General features: G+C 65.4%; 9 protein-coding genes and 1 tRNA gene. 5 read left to right on the top strand and 5 right to left on the bottom strand.

The annotated features are described in order from the left end of the window. Positions 1 to 2: 2 nt before the first annotated feature. From ACFC4D_RS35630 to ACFC4D_RS35650, 5 genes are all read right to left on the bottom strand, one after another. The gene (locus ACFC4D_RS35630; RefSeq protein ID WP_376069945.1) at positions 3 to 4,904 is read right to left on the bottom strand and encodes an NAD-glutamate dehydrogenase; all 4,902 of its coding nucleotides are present in this window, start codon (positions 4,902 to 4,904) and stop codon (positions 3 to 5) included. Positions 4,905 to 5,345: 441 nt separating this feature from the next. Continuing rightward, positions 5,346 to 7,022 carry an energy-dependent translational throttle protein EttA gene (ettA, locus tag ACFC4D_RS35635; protein WP_364629381.1) on the bottom strand — a complete coding sequence of 559 codons (1,677 nt, stop codon included), beginning with the start codon at positions 7,020 to 7,022 and terminating at the stop codon, positions 5,346 to 5,348. A 10-nt stretch (positions 7,023 to 7,032) separates the two neighbouring features. Further along, positions 7,033 to 7,479: a single-stranded DNA-binding protein gene (locus ACFC4D_RS35640; RefSeq protein ID WP_376069948.1), complete on the bottom strand. Its 447-nt coding sequence runs from the start codon at positions 7,477 to 7,479 to the stop codon at positions 7,033 to 7,035. Positions 7,480 to 7,630: 151 nt separating this feature from the next. Then, the gene (locus ACFC4D_RS35645; RefSeq protein ID WP_364629376.1) at positions 7,631 to 8,590 is read right to left on the bottom strand and encodes a threonine/serine dehydratase; all 960 of its coding nucleotides are present in this window, start codon (positions 8,588 to 8,590) and stop codon (positions 7,631 to 7,633) included. After that, a complete protein-coding gene (locus ACFC4D_RS35650; protein ID WP_376069952.1) occupies positions 8,587 to 10,626 on the bottom strand; it encodes a cytochrome c oxidase assembly protein in 2,040 nt (679 codons plus the stop codon). Before ACFC4D_RS35650 ends, ACFC4D_RS35645 begins: the two co-directional genes overlap by 4 nt. Positions 10,627 to 10,830: 204 nt before the next feature. Between ACFC4D_RS35650 and ACFC4D_RS35655 the strand changes: the two genes are divergently transcribed. The 5 genes from ACFC4D_RS35655 (at position 10,831) to ACFC4D_RS35675 (ending at position 14,563) form a co-directional block, all read left to right on the top strand. After that, positions 10,831 to 10,904 (top strand) — tRNA-Arg (locus tag ACFC4D_RS35655). Between the two features lie 192 nt (positions 10,905 to 11,096). Next, positions 11,097 to 12,590 carry a carboxylesterase/lipase family protein gene (locus ACFC4D_RS35660; protein ID WP_376069955.1) on the top strand — a complete coding sequence of 498 codons (1,494 nt, stop codon included), beginning with the start codon at positions 11,097 to 11,099 and terminating at the stop codon, positions 12,588 to 12,590. Between the two features lie 125 nt (positions 12,591 to 12,715). Then, complete coding sequence (locus ACFC4D_RS35665) at positions 12,716 to 13,042, top strand: YbaB/EbfC family nucleoid-associated protein (protein ID WP_376069957.1); 327 nt, start codon at positions 12,716 to 12,718, stop codon at positions 13,040 to 13,042. 13 nt (positions 13,043 to 13,055) lie between these two features. Next, positions 13,056 to 13,361, top strand: a complete 306-nt coding sequence (locus ACFC4D_RS35670; RefSeq protein ID WP_376069959.1) for a hypothetical protein — start codon at positions 13,056 to 13,058, stop codon at positions 13,359 to 13,361. Next, positions 13,358 to 14,563 carry a DUF6973 domain-containing protein gene (locus tag ACFC4D_RS35675; RefSeq protein ID WP_376069961.1) on the top strand — a complete coding sequence of 402 codons (1,206 nt, stop codon included), beginning with the start codon at positions 13,358 to 13,360 and terminating at the stop codon, positions 14,561 to 14,563. Before ACFC4D_RS35670 ends, ACFC4D_RS35675 begins: the two co-directional genes overlap by 4 nt. Positions 14,564 to 14,566: the final 3 nt, after the last annotated feature.

The raw sequence follows: 14,566 nt of genomic DNA on the forward strand, positions 1-14,566 counted from the left end.
CGTCAACGCGGTACCTCCGATTGCGCGCCCACCCCGCTCACCATGCTGCGTACCTGTCGCGCCGCAACGGACAGCGTGGCCAGGTCGTGGGTTCCGGATTCGAACAGTTCCGACAGGGCGGCGCGGGCGCGACCCAGACGGGACTGATTTTTCGACTCCCAGTATGCAATTTTCTCCTCGGCCGTCTCCTCCGGGTCACCGGCGGAGAGCACATCGAGGGTCAGCGAGCGCAGTGAACCGTACATATCGTCGCGCAGCGCGAGCCGGGCGAGCGCATGCCAGCGATCACCGCGTTCCAGGTGGCTGACCGCCTGCAACAGCCAATCGATCTTGAGGTGATCGTTGAGCGCGTAGTACAGCGCACCCACCTCCTCACCCGAGCGATCGGTGATATCGGCGATATCGATCACATCGAGCAGCGGGAAGAGATTCAGCAGCCCGAACACCTCGGTCGCCAACTCGGACGGCGCGCCCTGGGCCATGATCGCCCGGGACTGCTCGTTGAGCGTGTCGATGTGATGTCCGCGCAGCCAGCCCGACACCTTGGGCGAGAGCTGGCGCACCTCCTGCGCGTACCGGTGGATCTCCGCGCCGACCGCGATGGGCTGCGGGCGGTTGTTCAGCAGCCAGCGCGAGGCGCGATCCAGGGTGCGCTTGGTCTCGAGTTCGAGCGCGTCCTTCATCCCGGTCGAGATATCGGCGGCGCGAATGCGATCCCAGGTGGTGTGCAGCCCGAAGATCTGAGTGGCGGCGGTGAAGGCGCGCACCGCGTCCGAGGCCGTCGCGCCGATCTCCTCATTGAGCCGATGCGCGTAGGTGATACCGCCCAGATCCACCATCTCGTTGATCAGCATGGTGGTGGTGATCTCGCGGCGCAGCCGGTGCTTCTTGATGGCCGCGCCGAAGCGGGTGCGCAGCGGTGTCGGGAAGTACTGCGGCAGCCGTGCGGAGAAGTGCGCGCTGTCCGGCAGATCGCTGGCCAGCAGATCGGTCTTGAGCGAAAGCTTCACGTGCGCCATGAGATTGGACAGTTCCGGCGAGGTGAGGCCCGCGCCCTGCTCCTGGCGCGACTTCATCTCGGCATCGCTGGGCAGCGCCTCGAGTTCGCGGTCCAGGCCGCGGCGGGTCTCCAGTTCCTCGATCACGCGCTGATGCACATTCAGCATGCGCGGGGCCTCGGCCCGGGACATGCCCATGAGGTAGTTCTGGGAGACGTTGTCGCGCAGGACGAGTGCGGCGACCTCATCTGTCATGGAGGCCAGCAGCGGATTGCGCTCGACGGGCAGCAACTGCCCGGCCGACACCACGCCGTCGAGCAGCACCTTGATATTGACCTCGTGGTCCGAGCAGTCCACGCCCGCGGAATTGTCCAGCGCGTCGGTGTTCATCTTGCCGCCGAGGCGGCAGAACTCGATGCGGCCCAGCGCCGTCGCGCCCAGGTTGCCGCCCTCGCCGATCACCTTGACGCGCAATTCATTCGCGCTCACCCGGATCGCGTCATTGGACTTATCGCCCACTTCGGCATTGGTCTCGGTGCTGGCCTTGATATAGGTGCCGATACCGCCGTTCCAGAGCAGACCCACCGGTGAGGTCAGAATGGCGCGCATCAATTCCGGCGGGGACAGCGCGGTGATATCGGCGGCCAGGCCGAGCACCTCGCGAACCTGCGCGCTGATCGGAATGGATTTCACCGTGCGGTCGAAAACGCCGCCGCCCTCGCTGATCAGCGAGCGATCGTAATCCGCCCAGGATGAACGGGGCAGTGCGAACATGCGCTCGCGTTCCACGAATGAGCGTTCGGCGTCGGGATTGGGATCCAGGAAGATATTGCGGTGGTCGAACGCGGCCACCAGGCGGATATGCCGGGACAGCAGCATGCCGTTGCCGAACACATCGCCGCTCATATCGCCGACGCCGACCACCGTGAAATCCGTTGTCTGGGTGTCGATATCCATTTCGGCGAAATGCCGCTTCACCGATTCCCACGCGCCGCGAGCGGTAATGCCCATGGCCTTGTGGTCATAGCCCACCGAACCACCGGAGGCGAACGCGTCGCCCAGCCAGAAGCCGTACTGGTTCGCCACATCATTGGCGATATCGGAGAAGGTGGCGGTGCCCTTGTCCGCGGCGACCACCAGATAGGTGTCATCGTCATCGAGGCGGCGCACCCGCGCGGGCGGAATCACCTGTCCGGTAGCGCGATCCACATTGTCGGTGACATCGAGCAGACCGGAGATGAAGGTGCGGTAGCAGGCAACGCCCTCGTTCTGCAGGGCCTGGCGATCGTTCACCGGATCGGTGGTGGCCAGCGGCGGCTGTTTCACCACGAAACCGCCCTTGGCCCCGACCGGGACGATGACCGCGTTCTTCACCGCCTGTGCCTTGACCAGGCCCAGGATCTCGGTGCGGAAATCCTCCAGGCGGTCGGACCAGCGCAATCCGCCGCGCGCCACCGGACCGAAGCGCAGATGCACGCCCTCGACCCGGGGCGAGTACACGAAGATCTCGAATTGCGGTCGCGGCTTGGGCAATTCGGCGATCTCGCGCGGCTCCACCTTGAAGGAGAGGTAGTCGCGGGAGCGGCCCTCGGCATCGGTGACGTAGTAGTTGGTGCGCAGGGTGGCCTTGATGAGCCCGAGGATGGCGCGCAGGATGCGGTCGGCGTCCAGGCTCACCACCTCGTCGATGCGGTGGCGCATGGCGCCTTCCAGATCGCGGGCATGGCTCTCGTCGGCGGAATCGGGATCGAAGAGCGCGGCGAAGAGGTCGACGAACATGCGTGCGGCATCCGGATAGGCGAGCAGCACGCGGGTGATATTCGCCTGGCTGTACGGGAATCCGGCCTGCTGCAGGTATTTCGCGTAGGCGCGCAGGATGGAGACGGTGCGCCAGTGCAGATCGGCGCGCAGCACCAGTTCGTTCAGCCCGTCGGCCTCGGCGCGGCCGTACCAGAGCGCTTCGAAGGCGGCGGTGAAACGCTCACGCAGACCGCGCACCTGATCGTCGAGGGCGCTCAGCCGGGCGGAGGACTCCACCAGTTCGGCGTCCATATTGCGATCGAGGGCGGCGCGCAGCAGTTCCGGGCGGGCCAGCAGGCCGAAATCGTAGACCCACTGCTCGGGACCGGAATCGAATTCCAGCTGGTGCGGGCGCTCGTCGATGACCTCGACGCCCAGACTCTGCAGTACCGGCAGCACCTGGCTCAGCGAGATGCCGTTACCGCCGATGTAGAGGGTGAAGCGCCAGGAGCCGGGGTCGGAATCGCCGTTCCGGTACAGGTACTGGTCGATGCCACCGTCCTGAAGCCGTTGCAGCCGAACGATATCGGCGACCGCGCGGGCGGCGCCGAAATCCTCCTTGTAGCTCTCCGGCAGGGCGTCGACATAGCGCTGCACCACGGACGGATCCAGCACGGTGGAGGTCGCCACCTCATCGCGCAGATGGTCCTCCCAGGTGCGGGTGGCCTCGGCGAGCAGATGCTGGATGCGCAGCCGGTTGGGCTCATCGGTATCGGCGATCGCGCCCTCATCGGGCAGCCGCACCGTGAAATACACACTGGCGAGGTCGCTTTCGGAGACGCGCGCCGAATAGTCGATGGAGTCGCCGCCGAGCTCGTGCACCAGGATGTCCTGCATTTCCAGCCGGACCCTAGTGGTGTAGCGGTCGCGCGGCAGGTACACCATGCAGGCCACGAAGCGGCCGTAGCCGTCCATCCGCATGAAGAGCCGAACCTGGCGGCGCATACCGACATTCAGCACGGCGCTGGCGGTGCGGCGCAGGGCGGCACCGTCCGAGGAGAACAGTTCGGTGCGCGGGAAGGACTGGATGACCTCGAGCATCTGCTGCCCGGAGAACGAATCCAGGTCGAAACCGCTGGCCTCGATGAGGGTGCGCACCCGCCGTTCGATGACGGGGATGTCCAGCACGTTCTCGTGCAGGGCGGTCACGGTGAAGACGCCGATGAAGAGGTGTTCGCCTGTGACACTGCCGGATTCGTCTATTTCGGCGACGCCGACGAAGTACGGGTAGACCGCGCGATGCACGGTGGCCGGGACCAGCCCCTGGGTGAGCATGAGCAGCGGTGCGGCGCCACTGTTGTCCGGGACGCGGAAATCGGTGCCGTCCGGCGAACCAAGTACGCCCAGACCGGTTCCCGGCGCCATGACCGACTTGGCCCGGCCGTCCACCGTGCTGCGCTCATAGCGCGCGTAGCCGAGGAGTGTGAAATGACCGTCGGCGAGCCAGCGCAGCAGATTGGCGCAATCGGTGAGATCTGTTGCGGTGAACGGGGATGCGCCCGCTTTGGCGGCATTGTCGAGTTCATCGGCGACCCGGCTCTGCGCCTCGCGCATGGCCCCGGTCGCGCCGATGACCTGGCGCACATCGGTGAGCACATCGGGCAGGCCCAGTGCGACCTGCTCGAGCTGTTCACGACTGGTGGAGGGATGCAACTGCACGTGCATCCAGGATTCGCGCAGACCGGTGCTGCCATTGCCGTCCACCCCGTGCGGGACAGCGGTTTCCAGCCGCCCCGACGCATCGCGGGTGACCTCGAAGATGGGATGCACGACCTCGCTGACGCTGACGCCCATGCGGCTCAGGTACGCGGTGACCGATTCGACCAGCAGCGGCATATCCTCGGTGACCAATTGGACCGCCGCGCCGAGGTCGGCGTCGTCCTCCGGGTGGTAGACACGCAGATTCGCGGTGCCGAGGGTGCGCTCGGCCGCCAGATCGATCTGGCAGCGGAAGATTTGAGTCGAAGTCACGGGGATAGCGCAGTCGGCGTCGCCCGCGTCGACGTGGCGGAAATACGCCTCCTCGAGGGATACGAGGTTGCCTCGCAACGACGCGGGCAAACTCGCAGCCCAGGCCGCGCTGGACAATTCGGACGAGACCGTCATTTCGCCAACTCCTGGGATTCGGTTCCGTAACCAAGTGACGCCGGTCCGAGAGTAGCTGGGCGGCGCATGCGCCGGGCTGAATTCCTGTCAATGCCACGACGCGTCGCACGGTTCGGGCAAACCGGGCGGTACGGCACTCGCCATACCTGACCGGAACTACCAGGTCGCGCACGACAAACCTTGCACCAAAAGACATTTCACGCAATAGGGCGTACGCGAAACTGTCGAGTTCGCTCTTCGATAGCCGTTCATCGATGGGCATGTTCGTGCTCATCCGGGTGAACGGCGAGCCGTCAGTTAACGGCCGGCGGCTTACGCGCGGTGATCATCGATCGGCCCCGTGCGTTTGCCGTAACTCGTCCCGCGACCGCGATCGGCCGCGGGACAACCTGGTGACCGTGCCCGCGATCACTCGGGGCACGGCACAGTGACCGAGTCGGTCTAACCGCGGGTGAGCTTGCGGTGCGTGACCCGGTGCGGGCGAGCCGCTTCCGGACCCATGCGCTCGATCTTGTTCGCCTCGTACGCCTCGAAGTTACCCTCGAACCAGAACCACGCGGCCTCGTTGTCGTCGTTGCCCTCCCACGCCAGGATGTGCGTGCAGGTGCGGTCCAGGAACCAGCGATCGTGGGAGATGACCACCGAGCAGCCCGCGAAGTTCTCCAGCGCGTTCTCCAGCGAGCCAAGGGTTTCGACGTCGAGGTCGTTGGTGGGCTCATCGAGCAGGATCAGATTGCCGCCCTGCTTGAGGGTCAGCGCCAGATTCAGGCGGTTGCGCTCACCACCGGAGAGCACACCGGCCGGCTTCTGCTGATCCGGGCCCTTGAACCCGAACGCGGAAACGTAAGCGCGCGAAGGCATTTCCTGATTGCCGACCTGAATGAAGTCCAGCCCGTCGGAAACGACCTGCCAGACATTCTTGTTCGGGTCGATACCGGAGCGGTTCTGGTCGACATAGCTCAGCTTGACCGTCTCGCCGACCTTCACGATGCCGCTGTCCGGGCTCTCCAGCCCGACAATGGTCTTGAAGAGCGTCGACTTACCGACACCGTTGGGGCCGATGACGCCGACAATGCCGTTGCGCGGCAAGGTGAACGAGAGATCCTTGATCAGAATGCGATCGCCGAAGCCCTTGTCCAGATTCTCGACCTCGACGACGACCGAGCCCAGGCGCGGACCCGCGGGGATCTGAATCTCCTCGAAGTCCAACTTGCGCATCTTGTCGGCCTCGGCGGCCATTTCCTCGTAGCGGCCCAGGCGTGCCTTGTTCTTAGCCTGGCGGGCCTTGGCGCCGGAGCGGACCCAGGCCAATTCCTCCTTGAGGCGCTTCTGCAGCTTCTGATCCTTCTTGCCCTGCACCTCGAGGCGCTCGGCCTTCTTCTCCAGGTAGGTGGAGTAGTTGCCCTCGTAGGGGAAGGTGCGGCCGCGGTCGAGCTCGAGGATCCACTCCGCGACATTGTCGAGGAAGTACCGGTCGTGGGTGACGGCCAGGACGGCGCCCGGGTAGTTCGCCAGGAACTGCTCCAGCCACAGCACCGATTCGGCGTCGAGGTGGTTGGTGGGCTCATCGAGCAGCAGCAGATCGGGCTTGCTCAGCAGCAGCTTGCACAGTGCGACACGACGGCGCTCACCACCGGAGAGGTTGGTGACCGGCTCGTCCGGCGGCGGGCAGCGCAGCGCGTCCATGGCCTGCTCGAGCTGGGAGTCGACATCCCACGCATCGGCGTGGTCGAGGTACTCCTGCAGCTGGCCCATCTCTTCCATGAGCTCATCGGTGTACTCGACGCCCATGAGCTCGGCGACCTCGTTGTACCGGTCGAGCTTGACCTTGACCTCGCCGAGGCCCTCTTCGACGTTGCCGCGAACGGTCTTTTCCTCGTTGAGCTCCGGCTCCTGCATGAGGATGCCGACGGTCGCGCCCGGCGCCAGCCAGGCCTCACCGTTGTTCGGCTGGTCCAGTCCCGCCATGATCTTCAGGACGCTCGACTTACCGGCGCCGTTCGGGCCGACCACACCGATCTTCGCGCCCGGAAGGAAGTTCAAGGTCACATTGTCGAGCACGACCTTGTCGCCATGCGCCTTTCGAACCTTAATCATCTGGTAAATGAACTCAGCCATATGGGCAAGCCTAACTGTGTTGGGTTGCCGGTTCTCCGGCGCGGTCGGCATCTGTGGGCGGCGCCGGCGACGCCTCGGGGCGGTCGCCGTGGCCGAAGTGTTTGCGCTGCACCGGGGCGGTGCAACGGCCCAGGTCGGGACCGAGGGCAGTGGCGCACATCTCGAGATCGTTGCGTTCCATACCGTCTCGGGTGGTGTACTCGTTCGAGCGGAGTTGACCGTAGGCGATGACCGGGTCACCGCGCTGCAGGGACGCCTCGACACCCTCCACGAGTTTGCGCCAGCAGGTTACCGTCAAATACAGGGTGCCACCATCGACCCACTCCCCGCTAGCGGCATCGAACCGCCGGGTCGTACTCGCCAGCCGGAAACTGAGCACCTGCTCCCCATTCGGCAGTGCCCGCCGGCTCGGATGCGTGACCACCCGGCCTATCACCGCGGTATTCGCCTCGTACATCGCTGTCCCCCTTGCCGATTCGGCTCGTCTGCTGTCGTGACTCCAGCGTGAACCGGCGAGAACTCGCGCGACAGACCCACTTCCGCGATTGTGGATAACTCGGCGCTGTGGATAACTTGAGTTCAGCGCGCTACCGACTTCCGCGACCGGGCTACAGCGTCGCCAGATCGGTATTCGCCCCGCACAGCACCACCACCGGCCGCTCCCCCGCCGCCGGAACGTAGGCCCCGCTCTGGATCGCCGCCAGCGCCGTCGCCCCGGCGGGTTCCACCACGATCCGGAACTCGCGCCACAGGTACTCCCGCGCCATCACGATGGCATCATCGCTGACCAGCAGCGATCGCACCGCATAGCGCTGCGCCACCTCCATGGCGATATCGCCGATCCGATTGGCGCCCAGGGCATCCGAGGCCACGCTGGACACATCGACATCCACCGGCCGCCCCGCCGCCAGCGCCTTGTGCAGGGTCGGCGCGCCCTGCGGCTCCACCCCGATCACCCGGCCGCGCAGCCCGATCGCCACCGAGATCCCGGCGACCAGACCTCCGCCCCCGACCGCCACCAGCACCGGCGGCCGCCCGCGCACCTGCTCCTCGATCTCCAGCCCGACCACACCCGCACCGGCCACGATGGCGGGCAGGTCATAGGCGTGCAACTGCATGGCCTTGCGCTCGCGGGCCAGCTGGCTGGCATAGCGGTGCGCCTCGGCGTAAGTCGTTCCGTGCCACAGCACTTCGGCCCCGTGCGACCACATGGCCGCCACCTTGGTGTGCGGGGCGGATTCGGGCACCACCACCGTGCAGGACAGTCCGCGCAGCGAACTGGCCAGCGCCGCGGCGATGCCCGCGTTACCGCCGGAGGCGATCACCACGTGCGTGATCCCGGGGTCCGCCTGCAACAGCGCGTTCAGGCAGCCGCGCACCTTGAAGGTGCCGCCGTGCTGGAGGTGTTCGAGCTTCAGGGTCACCGGCACCGGGCCGCGCGGACCCTGGATATCGGTGTGGAACACGGGGGTCTTGCGGGTCTGGCCGTGCAGCAGGCGGCGCGCGCGCCGCACGTCGGATCGATAGAGCCGCTTGATCTTCCGGGTCGCCTGGGCGACGTCGTTCACTTACGTACCTCTCGATCACGCCGGGCCAGCTCGGCGTACATGGCGTTGTACGAGGCCAGTTCCGCGTCGTCGTCCCGATCGGCGGCGCGGTCCAGCCTGGTGGCCAGTTTCTTATCGCTGCGCGACCACTGGATGAGCAGCGCCAGCATCACCACCACCAATGGGATTTCACCGCTGGCCCAGGCGAGGCTACCGCCGGTGTGCTGATCGTCGAGCAGATTGTTGTTCCAGCCCAGGCCGAGCGCGCGATAGAACCAGCCGCCCAGCACGGTGTTCATGCTCATCAGCGCGATACCGAAGAAGGCGTGGAACGGCAGCGAACCGAACACCATGCCCAGTTTGGTCAGCGGCTCCACCTGACGCGGCTTGGGATCGATACCGATGACGACCCAGTAGAAGAGGTAGCCGCTCAGCAGGAAGTGCACATTCATCAACAGGTGCGCACCGTGCGAGCCGACGAACTGGTCGAAAAGGCCGCCCAGGTACAGAACGTAGAACCCGGCCACGAAGAACACCGCCGCGACCACGGGCTGAGTCATGAAGCGTGACACCGGATTGTGCACGGCCGCCAGAATCCACTCGCGCGGTCCGGGCGGGGCATCGCGACCGGCGGGCGGCAGCGCGCGCAGGGCCAGCAGCACCGGGCCGCCCAGTGCGAACAGGATCGGCGCGAGCATGGACAGCATCATGTGCTGGGCCATATGCACGCTGAACATGGCCGGGGCGTAGCGGCCGACACCGGAACTGGTCGCGATCAGCAGCACCGCGCACGCGGCGATCCAGGAGATGGTGCGGCCGACGGGCCAGGCGTCACCGCGCTTCTTGAGCCGTGCCACGCCGCGCAGGTAGAGCACCGCCAGCACGATCGCGAGGGTGCCGAAGATCAGATCGAAGCGCCAGTCGAAGGCCAGGCGCGCGAGGTTCGGCGGACCGGCCAGGTTGTAGCCGATCTCGACCTCGGCGGGGGTCGGGACACTGCGCAGTTCCGGCGGCGGGGTGCGGCCGAGGCCGACCGCCAGGCCGATGGTGGCGGCGAAGATCAGCGATTCGACTCCGGCGAATCGGATGAGCGCACCGCGATCGCTCGGATCCTTCTCCAGTGCGGGGATGGCACGTTGCCGCTGCAAATAGCCGATGATGCCGAGCACGATCAGCGCCGTCGTCTTGGCCAGTACGAGGCGGCCATAAGTAGTAGTGAACAGATCCGCCCACGGCACCCGAATCCAGGCATTGATCACACCGCTGATCGCGATCACCACATAGGAAATCGTCGCGATCTTCGAGAATCGGCGGGTGGCCAGCGCGGTGTATTTGCCGTCGCGCAGCGCGTACGCCAGCACCGCGAACAATCCGCCCACCCAGAAACACGCCGAAAGCAGATGCAGAATAAGGCTATTGGTGGCGATGTCATGCGCCCCGCCCGCCGAGGAATGCCCGGTCAGCGCGACCGGCAGCAGGGAGATCACCGAGAGCAACAGCAGCACCGGCGTCCAGCCCCAGCGCAGCGCGAGACGGCAACCCACCGCCAGGGCCAGTACGAAGAACACCGTGAACCGCCACGACCCGGCCACATCGACCTGATTCGCGGCGCGCCACACCGACTCCGGACGCAACGAGTCCAGAAATGGTTGCCCGGTGGTGTCCGAAAGTGTCAACGGCACCAGCAACGCCGACGCACCCGCCCACACCAGCGCCGCGTTCCCGGCGCGTCGCAGCGCCCGATACCCGCCCACATCGAGCAGCCCATCGGCCTGCGGCGGTACGAAGAACGCCGCGAACAGCAGCGATCCGACGGTCAGCGCGGCAGCAAGATCGGCAACCGCACGCATGGCCGGCAGCCCGTAGGTGGTCAGCGGCCCCGGATCCGGAATTCCCAGCAGACTCAGCGCCTGCGCCGAGGAAAGCCCGACGACCAGCGCCGCGACCACCGCCGCGACCGCCCCGCCCATGGCCGCGAGCACCGAAACCTTCCCGCCCGACCCCGCCCGAGTCACCTGAACACCAGTAGCTGCGGGCGAGTCCTGCGGTGACGACATACGCCCAGGGTAGTTCGGAGTAAGGGTCCGAACTTCCCGGGGGTTTCCCGACCTCCGGTCCGCGCACCCCCGCGCGACGCGCCGAACGGTTGCCAGCCGACCCCCCAAACCCCACCTGGACGCTCGCTATACTCAAGTCGCTGGACACCGAGATCAATATGGGTCAAGGTGTTTGGTGGCCGCATCGCCCAGATGCCCCGCACTGCCTCCGTAGCTCAGTTGGATAGAGCAAGGGCCTTCTAATCCCTAGGTCGCAGGTTCGATTCCTGCCGGGGGCGCCTCTCCACCCTGATCCTCGCGACACCGTCGCCAGGCTCAGTGGTACCCACCCACCGCCGGAGCCAAACCCCGAAGATGGGTGCCCGTTCGCGCGTGTGCGTTCTGTCCGGAAAGCAAAACCGGCACTGGCCGGACGAGTTCTGGTTAATGTCGGGGGCGACGTGATCTCGAGGGGCTAGGAGCGTGCCGCGATGGAACCTATTGTCGAGGTGACCGGGGGGAAGGTCAGTGGGCGGGCGTTTGAGGGGGTGGCGGCGTTTCTCGGGATTCCTTATGCGGCACCGCTTGTGGGGGCGGCGCGGTTTGCGGCTCCCGGGGCGGTGACGCCTTGGGAGGGGGTGCGGGCGGCTGTTGAATACAGTGCGACGTGCTCGCAGACTCCGTATCCACCGGCTATTGCGGCGTTGCTCGGGACGCATATTCGGCCGGGGGATGAATCGCTGACGGTCAATGTGTGGACGCCGGATCCTTCGGGGACCGATCTGCCCGTCATGGTGTGGATTCACGGGGGTGCGTTCAGTCGCGGGGCGAACAGCATTCCGATATATGACGGGGCGTCGCTGGCTCGCGGTGGGGTTGTGGTGGTGGGGATCAATTATCGGGTGGGGATTCCCGGGTTCGCGGTGCTCGAGGGGGCGCCGGACAATCGGGGGCTGCTCGATCAATTGAGTGCGCTGCGGTGGGTGCGGGAGAATATTCGCGGGTTCGGGGGTGATCCGGACAATGTGACGGTGTTCGGGGAATCCGCCGGGGCCATGAGCATCGCGGCGCTGCTGGCCTCGCCCGCCGCCGCGGGGCTGTTCGGCAAAGCCGTCATGCAGAGCGGGAATGGCAGCACCGCGGCGACCGCGGAGGACGCTCGGAAGGTCTCCGCCGCATTGGCGGCGATACTCGAAATCGAGCCGACCGCAGCGGCTTTCGCTGCCGTCGATTCGGAAAAGCTGCTCGCGGCACAGAATCAGCTCGGGCTCGACATGGTGCAGGATCCGAATCCGGATCGCTGGGGCGCGTCGATAATCCGACACGGGATGAGTTTGATGACCCTGTTCCCCATCATCGATGACGAGGTGGTCCCGGACCCGCCCATCGACGGCATCGCCGCCGGACGCGGCCACGATATTCCGCTGCTCATCGGAACGACCTCCGACGAATTCCGTTTCTTCACCGTCGGCGCGGGCATCGACGCCGCCATCACGGCGGACATCCTGCCATTCCTGTTGCGCCGCAACGGACTCGACGAATCCCTCGCCGACGCCTACGCCGCCGACCGCCCCGACGCCTCATCCGCCGACCTGTACGCCGCCATCATCACCGACTTCGCCTTCCGCGACAGCTCCCTGCGCATAGCGGAGCTGCGCGCCCAGGCCCCCGCCCCCACCTTCGTCTACGAATTCGCCTGGCGCACACCGATACAGCACCTCGACGCCTGCCACGCCCTCGAACTCCCCTTCGTCTTCGACACCCTCGCCGCAGCCTCGACCCTCACCGGCCCGAACCCGCCGCAACAACTCGCGGACACCATGCGCGCGGCCTGGCTCGCATTCGCGACAACCGGAAACCCCGGCTGGTCTGCACTCAACCCGGACGCCCAGCAGATCATGGTCTTCGACGCCCCGGACTCGACCGTCGGCCCGATTCCGCGGCAAGCCGAACTCGCCGCACTCCGCAACGCGCTGAAGCGATAGGTCACCGCGCTCTCGCCGATGCCCTGTTGCTCTCGGGTTGCCCCGAGCATTGCCCGTAAAGTACGGTCCCTTCGCGATACCTGGGGAGCGGATCGTCTTATGGGCAAGGGGTTTCGGAGGTGGGGATGATCGACGACGCGGATCGTGCCGAGCGGATCGATGACGCGATTTCCCGGTTGCGGGGGCGAGCGCAATCGAATGGCGGGACCGTGACGGTCGAGGTCGACGCCTACAAGATGATCACCGGAATCCGGATAGCGCCGCATGCGATGAGCGCCGCACCGGATGATCTCGCGCGGGTGATCGCGGCCCTGCACCGCAAGGCGAGTGAGGATGTCGAGGTCGAGGCTCGAAAGGTGTTCGAGGAGTTGACCGCACCCCGCTCTGCCGCGCACGCCGCACCCGAGTGGGATGACGAACCCCGGGCCGCGCCGATCACCTTCTCGATGTGAGGGCCGAGCAACTATGACGGTCGGATTCAATCCGGAGAAGATGCGCGGACTCGCCACCTATATGCGGGATCGGGCAACGGCGATTTCGGGAAAGACACCCGTCGGAGGAACCGAGCGAGATGCGGCACGGGCCGACAACGGTACCGGAATGAAGGACTCGGCCATTGCAGTCTCCATTGAAGAGACCCTGAAAACGCTGGATATGGTGCTGATCAAGTACCACGCCCATGAACTTCAGTCGATCGCGGATACCACCGATGCCGCCGCCGCGGCAGCCGAAGCAATGGATACCGGCAATGCCGAGCGGATGCCCAAATGAGCGACACCGATTCGAAGCTGACCGTGCCGGTGCTGCTCGGCTGGAACCTGAGCCATCTATGGTCGCTCGTCAAAGTCCTGGAGAAGGTAGGACCTGAGATCGAGGCCGAGATGAACTCGGCCGCCACTGAATTCGCCAAATCCGATGAGTACTTCATCGGTGAAGGCGGCACGAAGGCGCGCGAGCGGGCCGCCGCGAGCAAGACCGATGGCCATGCCACCGTTGACATCTATGGGAAGCTCGCGAAGAAGATCGAACCGATCGTCCAAACTTTCCAGATCGAAATAGCGAAGCTCAAAGTCGCGGTCGCGGCATGCAAGGCGTCCGACTGGGATCTGTTCTATACGGACCAGGGCGAGGTGAAGTCGTACAAATCGACCTGGGAGACCAGTAAAGACCACTGGTGGGACCCTATTTCGGCATTGGCTAGGAAACAGGCCGACATCCTCGTCATCGGCGATATGTTCCGCGAGCCACTGGCGAAGATCCGTACGACGGATGCGGCGACGAATGATATCGCCGGGGTACTGGAAGACCTGACGAACACGGTGAAGCTGGCTTTGGCCAACATACCCAAGGACCCGAAGCTGGCCCAGATCCTGCTCGACAACCAAGTCGGAACCGACGAGTCGGTGGTGTGGCCGAGCGGGAAGATTCTGGATGCCATCCTGGTTTTCAACCCGTCGTTCCAGCCCCAATCGATGACCAAGGGCGAAGCCGCCGCGTTGCTGAATCTGGTCAACACTCAAGGGGTCTGGTCGCTGAAACAGTTCTACGACATCAAGAGTCAGGCTACGGACACGGCTAAACAGCTGTTTCCCGATTCAGTCAACGACGGACAGGGCGATGCCTTCCGGCATACGTATTGGAACGCGCTGATGTCCGATAAGTTCGGTGAGGATTTTGCCAAATCCTATGCCACAGCTCATGAACGCGGCGGCGGACAGCCTTCGCACCGTGAGGCCATGGATCTTTTCAACAACAACCTCGGCCGCCAGATCGCGGCGGAGAACCCGAACGCTTCACCTGCGGAATTGGCGAACAAGGTGGGCGCTGCCGTAAGTCAGGGCCGAGCGATTGTCATCGGCACCACGGGCGATGGGACCAATCCGCAGATCGGATGGAGTGGCGGACCCAACGGCATTCCCGAGTCGAAAACCGGTCTGCTTCCCGGTGTCTATGTTCCACTCCCGAGCAAGTGAAGA

This window comes from Nocardia sp. NPDC056000, assembly GCF_042269265.1.
Taxonomy (GTDB): domain Bacteria; phylum Actinomycetota; class Actinomycetes; order Mycobacteriales; family Mycobacteriaceae; genus Nocardia.